This window comes from Chryseolinea serpens, assembly GCF_900129725.1.
GTDB lineage: Bacteria > Bacteroidota > Bacteroidia > Cytophagales > Cyclobacteriaceae > Chryseolinea > Chryseolinea serpens.
Genome location: NZ_FQWQ01000001.1, coordinates 1765867 through 1785967, shown reverse-complemented (window position 1 = coordinate 1785967; position 20101 = coordinate 1765867). Strand labels below are relative to the sequence as shown.

Here is a 20101-nt window from a genome sequence, read left to right as displayed (position 1 = left end):
TAAGCGCTTGGCGATTACTTCTTGCCTTCTTCTTTCTTAGGGGCTTCAGCTTTCTTCGCAGCGGGAGCGGCGGCAGCAGCAGCCGGAGCAGCGGCACCTTCCGCAGGAGCGGCAGCAGCTTCTTCAGCAGCCATTTTAGCAGCGCGGGGCACTTCTACTACGGCAACAGAGGCTTGCTTGGGGTCCATGAACTCCAGGCCGGCGGATTTGATATCACCAACTTTGATAGCGTGGTGGAAATCCAGGGCCGTAACATCTACGTCGATGTGATCGGGCATGTCTTTCGGGAAAGCGTAAACCTTCAGGGAAGATCTCTTTTGCACCAGCGTACCACCTTTGGATACACCAGGAGCCTGACCCACCAGACGGGCGGGGATGTTCATCTTGATCTTTCTGTCTTCGCTGATGCGAAGGAAATCGGCGTGGAGGATGATCTCGCTCACCGGGTGGAATTGAACTTCCTGCAGGATGGCTTGCGCCTCCAGGCCTTCGATGTTGATGTGCACAAAGTGCGCTTCGTTCGTGTACACGAGGTCGCGGAAGAGGATCATGGGAGAGTAGAAGTGAATCTGCTCGTTGCCTCCGTACAATACGCAGGGAACAAGACCTTCGTCTCTCAATTTTTGTGAACCAGCCTTACCGAGATTTGCTCGTCGATACCCTATAATCTCAATGGTTTTCATAAGTGTTTATTTATTTAATTGATAATTGAAAATTCGAATGTTAAAGTTTGATAAAGAGTGAACTGATCGACTCGTTATCGTGGATCTTGCGGATGGCCTTGGCATAGAGCGTGGACACCGAAAGTACTTTGATCTTGCTGGCCTGCTGTTTCAGCGGGATCGTGTCGCTCACGGCCAATTCTTCCAACACCGAGTTCTCGATGTTTTCATAGGCCTTTCCCGACAATACGGGGTGGGTACACACCGCGCGGACAGATTTGGCACCCTTTTCCTTCAGGAGCACAGCGGCCTTGCAGATGGTGCCGGCGGTGTCGATCAGGTCGTCTACCAGGACCACGTCTTTGCCTTCCACTTCGCCGATGAGACGCATGGACTCGATCTTGTTGGCTTCCTTGCGGTATTTGTCGCACACAGCCAGCTCGGCGTCAAAGAACTTGGCAAAGCTGCGGGCGCGTTTGATACCTCCAACGTCGGGTGAAGCAAACATGATGTCGCTCAAGCCCAGCGATTTGAGGTAGGGCACAAAAATATAAGAGCCATCCAGGTGATCCACCGGGATGTCGAAGAAGCCTTGGATTTGGTCGGCGTGCAAGTCGCAGGCCATGATGCGGTTGGCGCCGGCAGCCGAAATGAGGTTGGCGATCAGCTTGGCGGCGATAGCCACCCGGGGTTTGTCCTTGCGATCCTGGCGGGCATATCCGAAATAAGGGATCACCACGTTGATGCTGGAGGCGCTGGCACGCTTGGCGGCGTCGACCATCAGCAACAGTTCCATCAAATGATCGGAGGGGGGAAAAGTAGATTGGATGATAAAGACCTCGTGGCCGCGAACTGACTCGGTGATGAAGGGCGACATTTCACCGTCGCTGAACTGCTGATAGTTCACTTCACCCAAAGGCTCGCCGTACGCATTGGCAATTTTTTCTGCCAGGTAGGTTGTAGCTCTTCCGCTGAAAATCTTTACCGCCATGGGATATTATCCATTTTCGTTCGTTCGGCTTGCACCCCGGGCCCGTAGACTCCAAAAAGCTCCGGTTTGCAAACAAATAAAATCCCGGCCTCAATGACCGGGATTTTACTTTCGTTGTCCGACCAGGGCTCGAACCTGGACTTTCCTGAATCAAAATCAGGCGTGTTGCCAGTTACACCATCGGACAAAACCGCCAAAAAGGGCACTGGCACCCTTATTTTGGGATTGCAAATGTAGAATTATTTTTTGGAAATAGTAATCCCGGCCTAAAATTTTAGAGGTCTTTTTCCTCGGCCGTGGCGGTGGCGCCTTCCATGAATCCTTCGGCCCAGAAGCGGTATTTATCCAGGATGGAAATAACAGCATTGCGCAGGTGGCGACTGTTATTGAAATCGATGGAACCGTATTGGGTGGTGGCATAGCCTTGCCAGATGGAGCGGTTTTGGCGCCGGTCGTAGAACTGGATGAGCAAGGTGCCCGTGCTCATGGCAAATTTCTGTGGATCGTAGTCAACATTCTCGTTTTGCGTCTTCACCCATTCTTCAATTTCGGGCTGATTGTAGCCGTTGAAACGGAGGCTGTCATCGAACATTTTGAAACCGATGATCAGGTGAGGCTTATTGGAATTCTGTCGGTAACCGAGAAACTTCATCCGCTGGATGATCGATTTTTCAATCACTTCGTTGGTCATGCTCGAATCGGCAGGACCTGCGGGCTTCATGATGTCGAACGTTTTGTATTTTTTGAAATTGCCTTTGTAGCTGTAGTCGTACTCCACCGGTAGCTCTTTGTAGCCAAGGCAACTAGCCATAAAAACCAGGCAGATAAAGGAGAGAGAGGGTAATAGCTTCTTCATAGGGTCACCTGTTATTCTGATTTGAATATAAGGCTATTCAAACACCAGAACAACAGATGACCAGAACCTTTGTTGAGAAAATCAAGAATGTTTTTTCACCCACTCCCTGGCGTTGACAAACGGCTCAATCCAGGGAGAGATCTTATCCGTTTTCCGTTCGGAAGGATAAAAGCCCCAATTCCAAGGGAAAAGCGATCTTTCGATGTGTGGCATGATGGCCAAATGCCGTCCGTCTTTCGAGTAGAGGGCCGCCGTAGCAAAATCTGAGTCGTTCGGATTGCCCGGATATTCCTTCTGTGTGTAGGCGGCGGCAACATTAAATTTTGAGCGATCGTCGGGCAGGCGGAACTGTCCTTCGCCGTGTGCGAGCCACACACCGAGGGTGGAGCCCTTCATACTGCCGAGCATCACCGAATTATTTTCAGGGATGGTGACAGCGATAAACGTGGATTCGAATTTGCCCGAGCCGTTGTGATGCATTTTGGGGTGATCTTTCCACTCGGGATACAACAAGCCGAGCTCCATCATCAATTGGCAACCGTTGCACACCCCGAGACTCAACGTGTCGGGACGCGCATAGAAATTATCCAGCGCCTGTTTCGCTTTGGGATTGTAGAGGAAAGCACCGGCCCAGCCTTTGGCGGAGCCCAGCACGTCGGAGTTGGAGAAGCCTCCCACGAACACGATCATCTTCACATCCGAAAGATCTTCGCGGCCCGACACCAGGTCGGTCATGTGCACATCCTTCACATCGAATCCCGCCAGGTAGAGCGCATAGGCCATCTCGCGATCGCCGTTCACCCCCTTTTCGCGTATGATCGCCGCTTTGAGACCAGAGGCCTTTCTGCGCGTGGGATCAATGCCATAGGTACTGAATTGCCCGTCGAACTTCGGCTGAAGTTTGTATTGTAGGATATGCTTCTTGTAGTTCTCAAAACGTTTCGTGGCGTGCGCAACGGGACGCTGACGGCTGTCGAGCAGGAAGGAAGTTTTGAACCAGGTGTCGCGCAGCGCGTCGATGTCCAGCGACAACGTGTTCGTCGGATGCTGGAGGGATAGTTTGCGCTCGGACGAAACCGTGCCCAGGGCGAAAGCGGAAATGCCGGCCTGGTTTAGTATGGACGTCACCGTTGTGGCGTCGTTCACCTGGATGACAACCCCCGGATTTTCGTTGAAGAGGATCTTCACCAGGTCGTCGCCCAGCCCACCCACATTCAGCGAGAGACCAACGTTGGGAACGGGGAAGCACATTTCCAGCAACGCCGTGATCAAACCACCTTCGGAAATGTCGTGGCCGGCCAGCACCAGTCCTTTGCGGATGAGTTGTTGTAGGGCTTCAAATCCCTTGGCAAAATACGCAGCGTCCTTCACGGTGGGCGTTTCATTGCCGAGCAGGTTCAACACCTGCGCCAGGCTGCTGCCCCCGAGTTTGAATGTGTCTTGGGAGAGATTGATGTATAACAGTTTCGATCCGCTCACCGGCTGCAGCGCAGGAGAGACGGTCTTGGTAATATCTTCCACTTCTCCCACCGCGCTGATGATGACCGTGCCTGGGGCAAACACCACATCGCCGTTGGGATATTTCTGTGTCATGGAAAGCGAATCCTTTCCGGTCGGGATGTTGATGCCCAGTGCGATGCTGAAATCACTCACGGCCTGCACGGCGCTGTACAACCGCGCGTCTTCGCCTTTATTTTTGGAAGGCCACATCCAGTTTGCGCTAAGGGAAACGCCCTTCAGACCGTGCGTGAGCGGGGCCCACACGAGGTTGGTCAGCGATTCGGCGATCGCCATCAGGCTGCCTGCCGCCGGGTCGATGAGGGCCGCGCCGGGTGCATGGCCGATGCCGGTCGCTACCCCTTTGTTCCCCAGGTAATCAAGTGCCATAACGGCCACGTTGTTCAACGGCAGTTGTATGGGGCCGCAGGTTTGCTGCGTGGCCACTTTGCCGGTAACGGAGCGGTCGACCTTGTTGGTCAACCAATCTTTGCAGGCCACTGCTTCCAGCTGCAGGACGTGATGGAGGTATTCCGTGATTTTTGCCGCCACGTATTCCACGGGCCTGTACGTGGTGGGTTGGGTGGCATCGCGAAGGATGGTTTTGGGGGATGAACCGAAAAGATGGTTCACCTTCAGATCAAACGGTGTTGCCGCTTGTCCTTTTTTGTCGAAGATGAGTTCATGGGCACCGGTGGCTTCGCCGACTTCATAGAAGGGGGCGCGCTCGCGGGCGGAAACCGTGCGGAGCATCTCGGCGTCCTTGGCTTTGATGGCCAGGCCCATGCGCTCCTGCGATTCGTTGCTGATGATCTCTTTGTCGGACAGGGTCGGATCGCCGACAGGCAATTTATCCAGGTGTACGGCACCGCCGGTTTCCTCCAGCAATTCAGAGAGACAGTTCAAGTGGCCGCCCGCACCGTGGTCGTGAATGGATACAATGGGATTGATGTCCGACTCCACCATGGCGCGGATCGCGTTCATCACGCGCTTTTGCATTTCCGGGTTGGAGCGTTGAATGGCGTTCAACTCGATCGAGTTCCCATATTCGCCGGTGGCCACGGACGATACGGCGCCGCCGCCCATGCCAATGCGGTAGTTATCTCCACCGAGCAACACGATCTTGTCGCCGGCCTGGAGGTGTTCTTTCTTGCTGTCCTTCTCTTTGCCGTAGCCCACGCCGCCGGCCAGCATGATCACTTTGTCGAAACCGAATTTTTTTTCGCCTTCAAAATGCTCGAACGTGAGCACGCTTCCGCCGATGAGGGGTTGACCGAATTTGTTACCAAAATCGGAAGCGCCATCCGATGCTTTGATGAGGATCTCTTCCGGGGTTTGATAAAGCCACGGACGGGCTTCGAATTTTTTCTCCCAGGGACGATCGCCTTCCAACCGGGGATAGGAAGTAATGTAAACCGCCGTTCCCGCCAGGGGCAGAGAACCTTTTCCACCGGCGAGCCGGTCGCGGATCTCGCCGCCCGAGCCGGTAGCCGCCCCGTTGAAGGGCTCTACTGTGGTGGGGAAATTATGGGTTTCCGCTTTGACCGAGATCACGGAGTCGATGTCTTCGATCTTGAAGTAATCGGCGATATCCTGGCGTGCAGGAGCAAATTGTTCGATGCGGGGACCTTTGATAAAGGCCACGTTGTCCTTATAGGCCGAGACGATGAAATTGGGGTGTTCTTTCGAGGTCTTCTTGATGAGCTGAAACAGCGTGGACGTTTTCTCTTCGCCGTCGATGATGAACGTGCCGTTGAAGATCTTGTGACGGCAGTGTTCGGAGTTCACTTGCGAGAAGCCAAAGACCTCGCTGTCGGTGAGTTTGCGGCCGAGTTCGCGGCTCACGTTTTCCAGGTAATCGATTTCCTCTTGGTTCAGGGCCAGACCTTCCTTGGCGCTATAGGCCCCGATGTCGTCGATCGCCAGGATGGGTTCGGGGGAGTGGTGGATGGTGAAGAGGTCCTGGTCCAGCGCAGTGTAGAGCACCTGGAGCATGCGGTCGTGCTTGGCGTCGGCGCCTTTCACCACGAAAAATTCTTCAATCCGCTGGATACCAGCGATGCCCATGGTTTGGGTGATCTCCACGGCATTGGTGCTCCAGGGGGTGATCATTTCCTTGCGGGGTCCCACGAAGTAGCCGGCCACCTGCGTTTCGGGCAGGGGTTGGGCCTCGCCGAAGAGCCAGGTAAGTTTCTCAATATCAGAATTTTGCAAAGGCTGCGCCACACCAACCGCGTACAGAGTGTTGGCCTTCGAACGGAAGAATAAAATCATGGAGATTGATCAGGATTTTGAGCCGCAAAAATACGAATCATTTTGCTGGATTGGGAGGGAATATTTCAAATTCTTCCCCGGCTGGGCGAGTTGAAAAAGTATGGGTATGTTTGCGCACCGATCATGAAGATATTCACGACACCCCGCCGCATCATCGTCACCTGCAACAAACGATTGTCTCCCTACCTGGAACGCGAAGTGGTAGACCTGGGCTTTGTGCCCGTGCGCACGTTTCCCACCGGCGTTGAATTGGAGGGCACCGTGAAGGATTGCATCCGTCTCAACCTAAACCTGCGTTGTGCCAGCCAGGTGCACTATGCCTTGAAGGAATTCAAGGTGAACCACCCCGACGTGTTGTACCGCGTGCTGAACGGCATGCCCTGGGAGACGATCCTGGCGAAGGATGGCTATTTCTCCGTGACCAGCAACGTGGACCATCCGACCGTGAACAACAACATGTTTGTCAACGTGAAGGTGAAAGACGCCATCGTCGATCGCATGCGCAGTGAAACGGGACAGCGTCCTGATTCCGGGAACGAGCTGACCGGGGCCGTGATCCATTTGTATTGGAAAGACGATCGCGCCGAGGTTTTTATCGATACCTCGGGTGAAACGCTGGCCAAACACGGTTATCGTAAAATTCCAGGTAAGGCGCCGATGTTGGAAGCGCTCGCGGCCGCCACGGTGATGGCCACGAAATGGGATCGCGTGTCGCCGTTCATCAACCCCATGTGTGGTTCAGGTACGGTAGCGATAGAGGCCGCCCTGCTGGCGACGAAACGTGTGCCCGGCCTGTACCGGAGCGACTATTCGTTCATGCATGTGCTGGGCTATACCGACGACCTGTACCAAAAGGAATTGGAGACCATTCGAAACCAGGTCATCGAAGTGCCGGGGCTCACCATCGTGGCATCCGACATTAGTCTGGATGCAGCGACAATTTCCAAAGTGAACGCCGAGAATGCCGGCGTGGATTCGCTCATACAATTTCAACAATGTGATTTCGAAGAGACTGCACTGCCCGAAAAACCTGGCTTGGTTTATTTCAACCCGGAATATGGTGAACGTCTTGGCGAGATCTCTGAATTGGAGGGGACTTACTCGCGCGTGGGTGATTTTATGAAAAAGAAATGCCAGGGTTATCTCGGTTATATTTTCACGGGCAACCTGGACTTAGCCAAGAAAATAGGATTGAAAGCCTCGCGACGTATTGAATTTTTTACCGCGAAGATCGACTGTCGCCTGCTGGAATATGAACTTTACGGCGGCACGCGCAGACAAAACCTACCGAAGACCGAAGCCAGTTCTCAGGCGGAGGAATAATCGTCAGGGCCGTACGATTTTCAACTTCGTAGTTGTGAAGGATACACACCCACTTGCCGGAAAAACATTCGGCTAAAGGCGCTTGCATTTTCATACCCCAACGTCCTGGCAATGTCTTGTACTTCAAGCCGGGTGTGTTGCATCATGTTTTTCGCCCTGCGAATGCGCTCGGCGTTGATGAACTGATAGGGTGTAGCCTGGAAAGCCACTTTGAACAGACGCAAGAAATGAAACTTGGAAAGACAGGCAATGCGCGACAGCTGCTCCAGAGAAAGGTCTTTGTCAAGGTGGGTATGAATGTAGTCGGTGACCTTGAGAAGGCGACGCAAGATCTCGGTGCGGGTGGAGGACTTGAGCACGGGCAGGCCGGCACGAAGGGAGAGGAGTTTCTTTTCTTCGTTCAATAAAAGACAAATCACGTCTGCTAATTTTTCTTCCAACCATAAGGAGGGGAGTTCAGACGCCTGACTGATCTCCGTAACGACGCGATTCAGCGCGTCGCTGCGGTGATGAAGGCGGTTGTGGAATTCCAGTCGCTCGTGCGGGCATTCAAAAGGATGGTCGAGGAGGTGGCCTTCCGGGGGCGAGAAGGCGTGGAGCACCTGGTCGGCAAAATAGTCACCAAAGTGGATGTTGAATGTTTTGGCGGTGTGACGGCGTTCGATCTCCAGCGTATAGTATTGATCCGGATTGGTAATGAAAAAGAAATCCTCCGGAACAACCACCCGTCGTTTGCCAGTGGTCACTACGCTTTCGCCGGACAGGTTCATAAAAAGTGAAAGCGGTCCCCGGATATTGTCCCGGCAGGTCTCCCCAGCCGAAACCTGGAGGACGACATTGGGCCATCCTTCGTGCGGTAGCTCCCGGCCACCCCAGCCCTGCCGGTCGGCAAAGTTTTTTTCGGCCTGTAGTTTCAGCCAGGCCAGATCCGGAAACTGATGGAGGAGCATATCCAGGACAAACGAGCAGGCTAAAAGAAAAGTTATCCCCTTCCCATTTTGGAACCAATGTACCTTTTGTGGGACTTCGTGTCTCTTTGGAGCGAGTGAGTGGGACTCAAAAAACCGCTAAAACATGCATTTGGGGCCTGTTTTTGGAGTTTCCCAAAAGTGATCGGGTTTGGAATGATTTTTCATTACATGTCAGGAAACAACCGAAAATCAACAAACACCATGACCAGCTTTTTTGAACATCAGCGCTCCAGCTTCAAACGCAACTACCTGAGAAACCTTATCGTGCTTGCTTCGGCCGATGGTTCGCTGGAAGCGGAAGAGAAGGCCCTGATCACCCGCATTGGGCTGCGTCGCGGGTTGAAAGCGTGGCAGATCGACGAGCTTTTGCAGGATACGACCAAACACGACCTGTTCTTGCCCGAATCGGTGGCCAACCGCATGAATATGCTGTTCGACCTCATGGAGTTGGTGTATGCCAACCGCCAGGTGAACGAGAACGAGATCATCTACATCAAAGGGATACTGGTGGCCTTCCAATTGCCCCTCTCGGTCATGGACGACCTGACCAAGCTGTTCGAGAACGGCACGCCCACCTCCATACAATGGCGCGACTTTGTTGACGAGATCTGTACGTCGACCGTGCAATCCAAGTAAGCATTACGTTTCCACTTTTGGGTTTTCTATAAAGTCTCCTTTTCCACGGGAGACTTTTTTTGTTTTGCCGCGCTTGGTTTCGGATGCGTGACCGGTTATTCGCAAGTGTTGGAGTCTTTTACTATTTTCGAACCTTTCGCTTTAAAATCAGTGTTGCATTGTGCAACATCACTATAACCTACTTATCAAGTATATGGCAGACGTGCTCGAGATCCCCCAACGCCCCACCCGAAAATTTGTGACCGAAGATTTTAAAGTGACCACATGGGAAGCTTTGAAACCGCTTTTCGACAACCTGCTGGAACGCAAACTGAATTCGGTTCAGGACCTGAAGAAGTGGTTTTCAGACCGCAGCGAGATCGAATCGGTGCTGGCCGAAGACATGGCCTGGCGCTACATCCGCATGACCTGCTACACCGACAACGAAGAATACCGCAAGAGCTACCAGGATTTTATCGAGAACATCCAGCCCCAAATGGCGCCCGTGGCCGATCAACTGAACAAGCAGGCCGCGGCTTCTCCCTATCTGAACGACCTGGCGGGCAAAGAAGGGTACGACATCATGATCCGCAGCCTGAAAAAGGAAATCGAAATATTTCGTGAAGCCAACGTGCCGCTGTATACCGAGATCAACACCGAAACACAAAAATACGCGCAACTCAACGGCGCCATGACCATTGAAGTGGATGGTAAGGAGTTGACCTTGCAACAGGCGTCGGTCTACCTGATGTCAACGGACCGGGCAAAACGGGAGGAGGTCTATCACAAGATCAGTGCGCGGCGTTTGCAAGACAAGGATGTGTTGAATGATCTTTTCTCTACGCTCATCAAACTCCGTCACCAGGTGGCGGTCAATGCCGATTTTACCAATTTCAGAGACTATATGTTCAAGGCGCTGGGACGGTTCGACTACACGCCGCAGGATTGTTTCGACTTCCATGAAGCCATCCAGCACGAAGTAGTTCCCATCCTCGATAAATTTTCCAAAGAGCGCAAGGAAGCGCTTGGGGTAAGCCAGCTGCGACCCTGGGATAAAGCCGTGGACCCCGAGGGACGCGAAGCCTTGAAGCCCTTCACCAGCGGCAAGGAGCTCACCGACAAGACCATTGAAGTGTTTCACCGTCTCGATCCCTTCCTGGGCCAATGCCTGGCCATCATGAAGGCCATGGGGCATTTGGATTTGGAGTCGAGAAAAGGAAAAGCCCCTGGTGGCTATAACTATCCCTTGGCGGAGATCGGTGTTCCTTTCATTTTTATGAACGCCACGTCCACGTTGCGCGACATGGTGACGATCATGCACGAGGGCGGTCATGCCATTCACAATTTTCTCACCCGCGACCTGGAATTAAACGAATTCAAATCAACACCTTCCGAAGTAGCCGAGTTGGCCTCCATGTCCATGGAGTTGATCTCGCTGGATCATTGGGATGTGTTCTTCACCGATGAAGCGGAATTGAAACGCGCCAAGCGCGAACACCTCGAAGACATTATCGAGACCCTGCCCTGGGTCGCCACCATCGATCGCTTTCAGCATTGGTTGTATACTCATCCCCAACACACGCTGGAGCAACGCACACAGCAGTGGAATGCAATTTTTGATCAGTTCGCCGACACCGTCACGGACTGGTCGTCGTTGCAAGCAGCGAAGGATTATCTCTGGCAGAAACAATTGCACTTATATGAAGTGCCGTTCTATTATATCGAATACGGCATGGCGCAACTGGGGGCCATTGCCGTGTGGCGCAACTTCCGGAAGAATCCGGCGAAGGGTTTGGCGGGGTATCAGAACGCGTTGAAGCTGGGTTATATCCGCTCCATTCCGGAGATCTATAAAGCCGCGGGCATCGAATTCAATTTCAGCCGCGCCTACATAAAGGAATTGATGGATTTTGTAAGGGAGGAACTGGCGAAGATCTGATCTTTAGCCTCTGCTCTTGTCCAACAGATCACTGAGCTGGTAAGCCTCTTCTTCCGAAAGGTTGAGGATGTTGTCCAGCTCACTTTGTTTTTTGTCGAGGGTTCGGAGCAACTCCAGCCCGGCGTCGGTCAGGTTCACATCGAAAGCGCGCTTGTCGGTGGGGCACGCTTTTTTGACGATCACATTTTTGGCGACGAGGCGGTCCAGTAAGCGTGAAACGTCGGAATTCTTGTCCAGCATGCGGGCCTTGATCTCGGTGGCCGAGGTGCTGTTGGGGTGTTGTCCTTTGAGGATGCGCAGGATATTGAATTGCTGCGCGGTGATGTTAAAAGACTTGAACACCTGCTGGTGCTTGCCTTGCATCCAGTTCACGGTATACACCAGGTTGATGACCGCCTTCTGGTGTGCATTGATGAATTTTTTCTGTTTGATCTCGTCTTCGATTTTCATACCGTAAAAAAGAACGACCCCTGTCGGAATTGAACAGGGGTCGTTTTTTATAATTAGGCTGCTGCTTTGTTCAATTCGATTTTGCAGACGATTTCAACCTGGTCGCCGACAACCATTTCGCCGTTCGCCAGCTTGTTGCTCCACTTCAGGCCGTACTCCAGGCGGTTGATCTTGCCGTTCAATTTGAAACCGGCTTTCACACCATTACCGGTGTCAACGGTGCCACCATACGTAACGTCGAAGGTCACGGGCTTTGTCACGTCGCGAAGCGTGAGGTTACCTTTCAACAGATATTTGCCATTTTCTTTCACGAGCGTGCCTTTGAATTTTACTTCAGGGAATTTTTCGGCGTTGAAGAAGTCATCCGACTTCAAGTGGCCATCTCTTTTCTCGTTGTTGGTGCTGATGGAAGCCACCTTGGCGGTGAACTCTACATCGGCGCCGTTAAAATCGTCGGATTTGCTTTTCACCGCACCGGTAAAATCCGTGAAGCTTCCATTCACTTCCGATACCACCATGTGGGATACGTTGAATTGGATATTCGTGTGGTTCTTGTCGACGTTCCACATCGTCTGGGCAAACACCCCGGCTGATACGAACAGGAGGGCGAAGAGTGTGTTCATTTTTTTCATAATGTAGTTTCTTGTTTTTTGGTTAAATAAAGGTAGAAGAAGTTTGATGTACTTGTTTAAACAAGTACTTTTTAATTTGTAACGATCTGATAATCAATAAAAATCATTTCAAAAAGGATCAATTGTAGTGATCATGATAGCAACAACCTAGCCAGGATTTAAGGGCCCTGTCGCCAATTAGGAGGCAGTTTCCGTTGGTGTTTTCCAGTGCGCCAGGCTTTCGCGGATGATCGTGTTGTGACCGCTGTCCAGCACTTCGAACCGATATTGGTTCAGATGCTTTAACAACCGGTCCATATTTTCGGGGCGGATCACTTTGTCATATTTTCCAACAAACAAGGTGAGAGGAATGTTGTGGGCATTGACGAGCGAGGCAATGGTTTTCATATCAAAGTGCAGGTGCCGGAAAACGACCCAGGAATAATAGACTTGTTCGCGCTTCTCCCGGGTGTTCATCTGGCGTTCGGCAAACCGGATCAATCCCTTGTCCATCACGCCCAGCGTATAGAGCACCCGCGAGAGGGCCATGAACGTGCCGGGATGGAGGATCATGCTTTTGAACAGCCACCGGAAAAACAGGGGGTAGGTGGCAAGACTATACCAGAAGCTGGTCTTGATGCCGTCGGGTGCCATGAGCACGATGCCTTTTGTTCGTTCGGGGAATGTCTCCAGGGTGGCCAGGGCAAATTTGCCGCCCAGGCTGAAGGCGGCCAACGTGAACGTCTTCACCGGCAGGGTCTCAAAAAATGCCTGCATGATTTTTTTCCAATAGCTTTTCAGCAGCGGTGATTCGCCTATGCCCCATGTGCTTTGGCCGTGAAAGTAGAGATCAAAAGCGTAGAGCGTGTAGCGGGGTGACAGTATTTTATCAAAGGCCTCGAAGGCGGTGTGGTCCTGGCCAAAGCCATGGAAGAGCAGCAACACCTCCGGCCCCGTTCCGGCGACGGCATAGTGCAGGGTTGTATTTTCGTAGGTGAATAACTTTTGGGTCATGGGGTTTGTAAAGGTAGGATGTGGCGTTCAAATAAAAGCATTCTTCCCGTCGCGGGTGAAACCAAAAAGTTTATTTTGTAATTTCAAGGTGTGAATACACTTCAGGATCAGTTATTAAATGGAGCGCTTGGGTCGGAGTTTTTAGCAACAATTTTTGAGATCACCTCGGAAGCCATTTGGATCAAGGACATGGAGACCGGCAAGGGAGCCTGGCTGGCGTCGACGGAGAACCGGAGAAAGTACGATATCACCGACAACCAACCCGACGACTTCTGGATGCACGGCGTTCACCCCGACGATCGCGAGCGTGCCGTTTCAGGTTTCCAAAATGCGTTGGCCGATAAGACGGTGACGACCTTCCGGCATTTTTATCGCTACCGCGGCAAAGACGCCTACTACTATATCGATGACAACATGAAATTTCTCCGTCGTCCAAACGGGGAAGCCTACCGTGTGGTGGGATCATGGAAAGACATCAGCGATCAGCAAAGGGAGAAAAACATCCTCGAAGAAACGCTGTCCAAGCTGGAGGCCGAGCGCGAGCGTTTCAAGCTTATCTCGGAAATATCCAACGCTGCGATGTGGGATCTCGACATGAGCACCCACACGTTGTCGTGGTACAGCGGCAGCAAGGCGTTGGACGAATTCGGGTTGAATAAAGTGGACTATTCCCTGGATGATTGGGCCGCATCGATCCACGAAGAGGATCGCGATCGCGTGGTAAAATATTTCAACGACATGCTGTTGTCGAATGCCACGCGCTACATCGATGTATACCGTGTCCGGAAAAAGGATGGCACCTACGCCTCGATGCTGGACCAGGCCACCATTATCCGCGACGCTTCGGGAAAAGCGCAGCGCGCGTTGGGTGGTTGGGTGGACATCACGCGCGAGCGCCAGCGCGAAAAGGTATTGGAAGAAGCCCTGCAATATCAACGTGGCCTGAACGAAGAGCTGGCCTTGCGTGAAGAAGAACTAACGAGTACAGAAGAGGAGCTTCGCCAGATCAACGAACAGCTTTCCGAAAATGTGAGGATCCTTTCGGAGCGCGAGTTCATTCTCACCCAGTCGCAACGCCTGGCCAAGATCGGCAGTTGGGAATATGACCTGGCAGCGAAGACCATGTTTTGGTCAAACGAGATGTACAGCATCTATGGCGTGGATCACAGCTTCAATGTGAGCGACCTTTCAGAGATCCACCAGTTGTTCGACGAGCACAGCGGTCACCTCGTAAAGGAGGCTTTCCAGAACATGACCCGCAGCCAGAACCTGCCCTTCGACATCACGGCCCATACCGTGACGCCATTAGGATATAAAAAATGGGTGCGCATCACCGCCTACCCGGTGCAGGAGGGCGACACCTTTGGAAGGATACTGGGGCTTACCTATGACATCACCTATTTTAAAGAAGCCGAAGAACGACTAAAGGCCAGCGAAGAAAAGTTTGCCAAAGCCTTCCGCAACAATCCTGATCTGATGACGATCACCCGGGAAGACGACATGGTGACCATAGACGCCAATGAAAAGTTATTTCAGGTGCTGGGCTATACGCGCCAGGAAGTGATTGGAAAGTCGGCGCTCACCTTTGGCTTTTTTGCGGACAGTGGCGAGCGACAGGCTTACTATTCACAATACTTCACGGAGGGCCGGGCTTCGATTGAGTGTACCTGGCGGCGGAAAGAGGGACGCACCATTCAGATCGCGTTGAGCAGCAGTCGCATCGAGATCGAGGGAAAGAATTTTATCATCTCCGTCATTCAAGACATCTCGCAGCGCAAAGCAGCCGAGGAAAAATTCCAGAAAGCCTTCGACCTGAATCCCGACCTGACCCTCATCTTCCGCGAGCGCGACATGGTGCTGGTGGAGGCCAACAGCAAGTTGGAGGAAGTCTCGCGCTATAAACGCGAGGAAGTGATTGGCCACTCCAGCAACGACTTCAACCTATGGCTGAAGATGGAAGACCGGCAGCTTTATTTTGAGCAGCTTTTCAAAGAGGGCGAAGCGTATTACGAGGCCACCTTTATAAAAAAAGACGGCGAGACGTTTTTCGGCACCATTGCCTCCAGCCGTTTCCAGTTGGGGGGTGAACGCCACATCATCACCATAGTGCGCGACATCACGGAGAAGAAAGAAGCGGAGGCGCGACTCATTTCGAGTGAAGCCAACCTGAATGCCACCATCAACAACAATGAATTTTTTATCTGGTCCCTGAACCGGCAATACCAATTGACCTCCCTGAACCAGCCGTGGAAGAAGTATATGAAAAAAACCTACGGCGTAGACCTGGAGGTGGGGCAGAGCATCCTGGGCTTTTTTGAGCGGGCCTTTCAGCAGGATCAGTTGGAGGAATGGATGGGCTGGTATGAGCGCGTGCTCTCGGGTGAGACGCTGAAAGTGGAGAAGCGTTTTCGCGACCGCGAATTTCAATATTCGCTGAGCCCCATCGTGCGCAACGATTTTATATCGGGCATCACCGTGTTTGCGGAGGACATCACCGAGCGGCGATTGGCCGAGCAAAAGATCCGGCAGAACGAGCTGAACATGAACGCCATCATCAACAACTCCGACATGAGCATCTGGTCGGTGGACAAAGAGTTCCGGTTGATGGCGTTGAACAACAATTTTGTCAACTACATGCGCGAGTGGTATGGGTTGAGCTATGAAGTGGGGCAGCAGATCATTGAAGAGTCGCGTGGCAAGGTGCCCCCGGAGATGCTGGAATATTGGACCTCGCTTTTCAAGCGGGCGCTGGCCGGCGAGATCGTGTTAACGGAAGGAGAGCTGAACAACGCGCACCTGCAATACTCTGTGAACCCGATCATCGAAGGACACAGTGTGGTGGGCGCCGCCATTTATTCACGAAACGTCACCGACCGCGTCGTGCGCGAACGCGAGTTGATGGAGGCCAATAAAAAGATCGGCGAACTGAAACTGATGGCGTTGCGGTCGGTGATGAACCCGCACTTTATCTTCAATGCGCTTAATTCCATCCAGTTTTTTATTGCCAAGAACGACCGCCTGAATGCCATCAACTACCTGTCGACATTTTCGAAACTGATTCGCGGCATTCTCACCAATTCCGTGAAAAATAAGATCAAGCTGGCCGACGAGATCGAGTTGCTGCGGCATTACGTGAACCTGGAGCTGGTTCGCTTTGAAGACAAATTTGTGTGCGTTTTCGATGTCAGTCCCGACCTGGACCTGGACAACATCGAAATACCGTCCCTCCTTATCCAGCCTTACGTAGAAAATGCTATTTTGCATGGGCTGTACAACAAACGAGACAAGGGTAGGTTGTGCATTCGCGTGCAGGAGGACCAGGACCGGGTCCTGTTCGAGATCGAGGACGACGGCATTGGGCGCGAGGCAGCCCGAAAGCTGCGGCAACAGAACTTCCCTCAGCACAAGTCCATGGGCACGGTGCTCACGGAAGAACGATTGAAATTAGTAAACGAAGAAGACGAAGCCTCCTACGAGGTAATAGACCTTTTTGAAGACGGCAACGCTACCGGAACCCAGGTAAAGATTTGGATCAGGATGTAAGAAAATGTCAATTTCTTAATATCTTGGGTAGAAGCCTTTTACTAGGTTTGTTCCCGTTGTTAGGAGATAGTCATGACGATTTTAACATACGCTTACCCCCCTCTATACCAGTATGCTTAAAGCCATAATTGTAGACGATGAATCGAAGAGTCGGGAAAGTCTTCAGATTCTCTTGCATGATTTTGTGGAGGGTGTGGAGGTGAGGTCCCTCTGCCAGGATGTAGCGGAAGCTATCCAGGCCATTGAACGCGACAAACCGGACATCGTCTTTCTGGATATCCAGCTGCAACGCGAGACCGGTTTTGACTTGCTCACCAAACTCAAGGACATCACCTTTGAAGTGATCTTTACGACGGCCTATTCCGAATATGCCATCAAAGCCTTCCGGTTTTCGGCCATCGACTACCTGTTGAAGCCGATCGACATCGAGGAATTGAAGAAAGCGGTGGGGAAGGTGGAGAAACGCATGAACGGGAACATCGCCAGCCGCCTCACGGAGCTGGTGCAAAACCTGAAAGTGGGGACGAGCTCGTCTGAGAACTATAAGCTGGCTTTGCCGACGTTGGAAGGGCTCATTTTTATAAAAACCAACGACATTCTTTACTGCGAAGCCTCCAGCAACTACACGCAGATCTATACCGCCGACGGCAAGAAGTACCTCGTCAGCAAAACCCTCAAAGATTATGAGGACCTGCTTTCGGAACACAATTTTTTCCGCATCCACAATTCGTACCTCATCAATCTCAATTCCATCAAGAAATATGTGAAAGGAGAGGGGGGCTACGTTATTCTGAACAATGATATTTCGTTGGACGTCTCAAAACGAAAGAAAGAAGCCTTTTTAAATAAGATCGGTGTAAGAAATGCCTGAGTAAATACAGTTTTGCCTACCGAACAAAACGGGAGGTGATTTAATGCGTTTTTAAGGCGTCCGCCACTTGCTCACCCGCTGTTCCCACCTGCTCATTTTGCCTTCACAATGGCCTTTGGCTACCGTAGAATTGTATATCAATTTAACACGGCAGCGAAAGGAATTTTATGAAAAGTCTTCGGTACAAACTGGTAAAACGCAAGACATTAGAGAAGATCAAAAATGTGCTTCAGGTGAAAGAAGCGCAAATCACAGCTGCAACCGTATTTGTAAACGAAATTGAGCGTGGCAACCTGGATGCCGCCTACGCGCAAAACGAGACCTTGGGTGACGAAGCCGATGCCCTGGGCACCTCGCTGCTGAGCATGCGCGACCAGATGAAAAAGTTTTCGGAGGAAGAACGCGAGCGCAACTGGGCTACAGAAGGCCTGGCTAAATTCGTAGAGATCCTCCGTTCGAAAAATGAAGACCTGAGCGAGCTGTCGGACAACATTATCCGCCACCTCGTGAAATATCTCGGCGCCAACCAGGGCGCACTTTACCTTGTGAACGACGACGACCCGGCCGACACGTTTGTGGAGATGGCCGCGTGCTATGCCTACGATCGCAAGAAACACATGGACCATCGCATCGCGTTGGGTGAGGGTTTGGTTGGCCAGGTAGTGCTGGAAAAGGCTACCCTCTACATGACCGAGATCCCCAAAAACTTTGTACGCATCACTTCGGGTTTGGGCGATGCCCTTCCCCGCAACCTCATAATCGTCCCGCTTAAGATCGAAGAAAATATTTTCGGTGTTGTCGAAATGGCTTCCTTTCAACCCATTAAGCCTTACCAACGCGCCTTCATCGAAAAGCTGGGCGAAAGCATTGCCGCCACCATCTCGGCCGCCAAAGTGAGCGACCGCACCACCAAGCTGCTGCACGAAACGCAAGTGCAGGCCGAACAAATGAAATCGCAGGAGGAAGAGATGCGCCAGAACATGGAAGAGCTCTCGGCCACCCAGGAAGAAATGCACCGCGTGCTGAAGGAAGTGCAGGGCAAGGAGCGGTACATGAACGAGCTGATCGACTCCACCAAGGATGCGATCGCCACGGTAGACAAACAATATCGCATACAAAACTTTAACAAGGCTTTCCGCGCAGCCGCAGGCACGTCGTTGGAAAAGGGGCTTGACATGTTGAGCTTCTTTACCGGTGAAGAAAAACGGAAGAACAAAGCCTACTATGATCGCGCGTTTGCCGGAGAGACCTTCGATGTGACAGACCGCTATGAGACCCAAGGTCACGAAGCCTATTATGTGACATCGTATAGCCCGCTTCGCGACGACAAGGGCGAGATCATCGCGGTAGCCATCTTTGCCAAGGACGCCACGTCGCTCATCAAAGCGCAGAAGGAAACCGAAAGGCTTTTGGCGGAATCGAAAAACCAGTTTGCCTATTTCAACGACGCCCTGAACGGTTTGTCCGATAGCATTCTGACGGTGGACAAGAACTACACCATTGTGCTGTCCAACAACCGGATCACGGAAGTGTTTGGGAAAAATGGCATGCACCTCACACCGGGCACCAGCGTGTTGAGTGTAGCTCCCGCCGGCCACGAGGAGGCTTTCAAGGCTCCCTATGACAAGGCATTTAAAGGAGAATACACCACGGTTCAAAAAAATTATTTCGGGCGCGAATATGCCGTCACCTACGGACCCCTGACCAATGCGGCGGGTGAAGTGATCGGCGCGAGTCTCGTAGCGCACGACATCACGGAATCCGTACGTCTCCAAAAACAAACGGATACGTTGTTGAAGGAAGCACAGCAACAGGCCGAGGAGCTGAAATCACAGGAAGAAGAGATTCGCCAGAACATGGAGGAACTTTCGGCCACGCAGGATGAGATGCAACGCGTGCTTGGCCTGGTGCAGGAAAAAGAAATGTATCTCAGCAATTTGCTGAACGCCTATAACGACGCCATCGTCACCATCGATAAGCATCACAACATTGTAATGTTCAACGACTACCTCGCGAAGACGTTCCAGGCGCAGGGCCTGACGGTGGAAATCGGGATGAGCGTGTTTGCCTTGTCGCACCCTGACCAGGTAGAACACTCGAAAGAAAATTATCAACGCGTTTTCAGAGGGGAGAAGGTGGTTGAGACGCAGGAATATTTCGGGAAGCATTACGAGATCTCCACCTTGCCTTTGTATGATCACAACGGCAACGTATCGGGCGCTTGTGTGTTCACGAAGGACATCACCGCTATCCAGGATGCCCTGGCCCGCAAAAACGAAGAGGTGGAAAATGTTCGCCAGGCAGAAAAGCTGCGGGCCGACGTAGAGATCACGGCGCAGAAGAAAAGCGTGGAGGAGATGGAAGAACAATTTCGCAAAAAAGAAGCACAGTATAAGGCCCGTATCGCCGAACTGGAGGGCCGTGTTGGCCGCCAGAGCGCATAGCCTTAGAAAGGATAAAGCATTAGTAAAGATCTAAATAGTA

General features: G+C 52.1%; 14 protein-coding genes and 1 tRNA gene. 6 read left to right on the top strand and 9 right to left on the bottom strand.

Annotated features, from left to right (window positions below):
* Nucleotides 1-14: 14 nt before the first annotated feature.
* From BUB30_RS06935 to purL, 5 genes are all read right to left on the bottom strand, one after another.
* On the bottom strand, nucleotides 15-683 hold the full coding sequence (locus BUB30_RS06935; RefSeq protein ID WP_073132217.1) for a 50S ribosomal protein L25/general stress protein Ctc: 669 nt from the start codon (nucleotides 681-683) through the stop codon (nucleotides 15-17).
* 40 nt (nucleotides 684-723) lie between these two features.
* Complete coding sequence (locus tag BUB30_RS06930; protein WP_073132215.1) at nucleotides 724-1653, bottom strand: ribose-phosphate pyrophosphokinase; 930 nt, start codon at nucleotides 1651-1653, stop codon at nucleotides 724-726.
* A 114-nt stretch (nucleotides 1654-1767) separates the two neighbouring features.
* Nucleotides 1768-1840: transfer RNA gene (locus BUB30_RS06925), tRNA-Gln, on the bottom strand.
* 87 nt (nucleotides 1841-1927) lie between these two features.
* Nucleotides 1928-2509, bottom strand: a complete 582-nt coding sequence (locus BUB30_RS06920) for a DUF4136 domain-containing protein (RefSeq protein WP_084137947.1) — start codon at nucleotides 2507-2509, stop codon at nucleotides 1928-1930.
* Nucleotides 2510-2590: 81 nt separating this feature from the next.
* The gene (gene purL / locus BUB30_RS06915; protein ID WP_073132211.1) at nucleotides 2591-6280 is read right to left on the bottom strand and encodes a phosphoribosylformylglycinamidine synthase; all 3690 of its coding nucleotides are present in this window, start codon (nucleotides 6278-6280) and stop codon (nucleotides 2591-2593) included.
* 123 nt (nucleotides 6281-6403) lie between these two features.
* On the opposite strand from purL, the gene BUB30_RS06910 reads away from it, so the two are divergent.
* The gene (locus BUB30_RS06910; protein ID WP_073134897.1) at nucleotides 6404-7603 is read left to right on the top strand and encodes a THUMP domain-containing class I SAM-dependent RNA methyltransferase; all 1200 of its coding nucleotides are present in this window, start codon (nucleotides 6404-6406) and stop codon (nucleotides 7601-7603) included.
* A gap of 20 nt (nucleotides 7604-7623) precedes the next feature.
* Here BUB30_RS06910 and BUB30_RS06905 read toward each other — a convergent pair whose 3' ends face one another.
* Complete coding sequence (locus BUB30_RS06905) at nucleotides 7624-8553, bottom strand: AraC family transcriptional regulator (protein WP_073132209.1); 930 nt, start codon at nucleotides 8551-8553, stop codon at nucleotides 7624-7626.
* Nucleotides 8554-8775: 222 nt separating this feature from the next.
* On the opposite strand from BUB30_RS06905, the gene BUB30_RS06900 reads away from it, so the two are divergent.
* The gene (locus BUB30_RS06900; RefSeq protein ID WP_143164792.1) at nucleotides 8776-9210 is read left to right on the top strand and encodes a tellurite resistance TerB family protein; all 435 of its coding nucleotides are present in this window, start codon (nucleotides 8776-8778) and stop codon (nucleotides 9208-9210) included.
* A 193-nt stretch (nucleotides 9211-9403) separates the two neighbouring features.
* Nucleotides 9404-11128: a M3 family oligoendopeptidase gene (locus BUB30_RS06895; RefSeq protein WP_073132205.1), complete on the top strand. Its 1725-nt coding sequence runs from the start codon at nucleotides 9404-9406 to the stop codon at nucleotides 11126-11128.
* A 3-nt stretch (nucleotides 11129-11131) separates the two neighbouring features.
* On the opposite strand, the gene BUB30_RS06890 is transcribed toward BUB30_RS06895, so the two are convergent.
* The 3 genes from BUB30_RS06890 to BUB30_RS06880 form a co-directional block, all read right to left on the bottom strand.
* Nucleotides 11132-11578, bottom strand: a complete 447-nt coding sequence (locus BUB30_RS06890; RefSeq protein ID WP_073132203.1) for a MarR family winged helix-turn-helix transcriptional regulator — start codon at nucleotides 11576-11578, stop codon at nucleotides 11132-11134.
* A 53-nt stretch (nucleotides 11579-11631) separates the two neighbouring features.
* Nucleotides 11632-12210, bottom strand: a complete 579-nt coding sequence (locus BUB30_RS06885) for a YceI family protein (protein WP_084137946.1) — start codon at nucleotides 12208-12210, stop codon at nucleotides 11632-11634.
* A gap of 177 nt (nucleotides 12211-12387) precedes the next feature.
* A complete protein-coding gene (locus BUB30_RS06880) occupies nucleotides 12388-13203 on the bottom strand; it encodes an alpha/beta fold hydrolase (protein ID WP_073132201.1) in 816 nt (271 codons plus the stop codon).
* Nucleotides 13204-13293: 90 nt separating this feature from the next.
* On the opposite strand from BUB30_RS06880, the gene BUB30_RS06875 reads away from it, so the two are divergent.
* The 3 genes from BUB30_RS06875 to BUB30_RS06865 all read left to right on the top strand — a co-directional run bounded on the left by BUB30_RS06875 (nucleotide 13294) and on the right by BUB30_RS06865 (nucleotide 20061).
* A complete protein-coding gene (locus BUB30_RS06875; RefSeq protein ID WP_073132199.1) occupies nucleotides 13294-16746 on the top strand; it encodes a PAS domain S-box protein in 3453 nt (1150 codons plus the stop codon).
* Between the two features lie 112 nt (nucleotides 16747-16858).
* Nucleotides 16859-17617: a LytR/AlgR family response regulator transcription factor gene (locus BUB30_RS06870; protein WP_073132197.1), complete on the top strand. Its 759-nt coding sequence runs from the start codon at nucleotides 16859-16861 to the stop codon at nucleotides 17615-17617.
* Between the two features lie 167 nt (nucleotides 17618-17784).
* Nucleotides 17785-20061, top strand: coding sequence for a PAS domain-containing protein (locus tag BUB30_RS06865; RefSeq protein WP_073132195.1), 2277 nt, complete (start codon nucleotides 17785-17787; stop codon nucleotides 20059-20061).
* Nucleotides 20062-20101: the final 40 nt, after the last annotated feature.

What these genes read in the sequence shown, in the direction of transcription:
- BUB30_RS06870 (WP_073132197.1), top strand. Translation starts at nt 16,859, where the DNA reads ATGCTTAAAGCCATAATTGTAGACGATGAATCGAAGAGTCGGGAAAGT.
- BUB30_RS06930 (WP_073132215.1), bottom strand. Translation starts at nt 1,653, where the DNA reads ATGGCGGTAAAGATTTTCAGCGGAAGAGCTACAACCTACCTGGCAGAA.
- BUB30_RS06885 (WP_084137946.1), bottom strand. Translation starts at nt 12,210, where the DNA reads ATGAAAAAAATGAACACACTCTTCGCCCTCCTGTTCGTATCAGCCGGG.
- BUB30_RS06910 (WP_073134897.1), top strand. Translation starts at nt 6,404, where the DNA reads ATGAAGATATTCACGACACCCCGCCGCATCATCGTCACCTGCAACAAA.
- BUB30_RS06895 (WP_073132205.1), top strand. Translation starts at nt 9,404, where the DNA reads ATGGCAGACGTGCTCGAGATCCCCCAACGCCCCACCCGAAAATTTGTG.
- BUB30_RS06900 (WP_143164792.1), top strand. Translation starts at nt 8,776, where the DNA reads ATGACCAGCTTTTTTGAACATCAGCGCTCCAGCTTCAAACGCAACTAC.
- BUB30_RS06880 (WP_073132201.1), bottom strand. Translation starts at nt 13,203, where the DNA reads ATGACCCAAAAGTTATTCACCTACGAAAATACAACCCTGCACTATGCC.
- BUB30_RS06890 (WP_073132203.1), bottom strand. Translation starts at nt 11,578, where the DNA reads ATGAAAATCGAAGACGAGATCAAACAGAAAAAATTCATCAATGCACAC.
- purL (WP_073132211.1), bottom strand. Translation starts at nt 6,280, where the DNA reads ATGATTTTATTCTTCCGTTCGAAGGCCAACACTCTGTACGCGGTTGGT.
- BUB30_RS06905 (WP_073132209.1), bottom strand. Translation starts at nt 8,553, where the DNA reads ATGCTCCTCCATCAGTTTCCGGATCTGGCCTGGCTGAAACTACAGGCC.
- BUB30_RS06935 (WP_073132217.1), bottom strand. Translation starts at nt 683, where the DNA reads ATGAAAACCATTGAGATTATAGGGTATCGACGAGCAAATCTCGGTAAG.
- BUB30_RS06920 (WP_084137947.1), bottom strand. Translation starts at nt 2,509, where the DNA reads ATGAAGAAGCTATTACCCTCTCTCTCCTTTATCTGCCTGGTTTTTATG.
- BUB30_RS06865 (WP_073132195.1), top strand. Translation starts at nt 17,785, where the DNA reads ATGAAAAGTCTTCGGTACAAACTGGTAAAACGCAAGACATTAGAGAAG.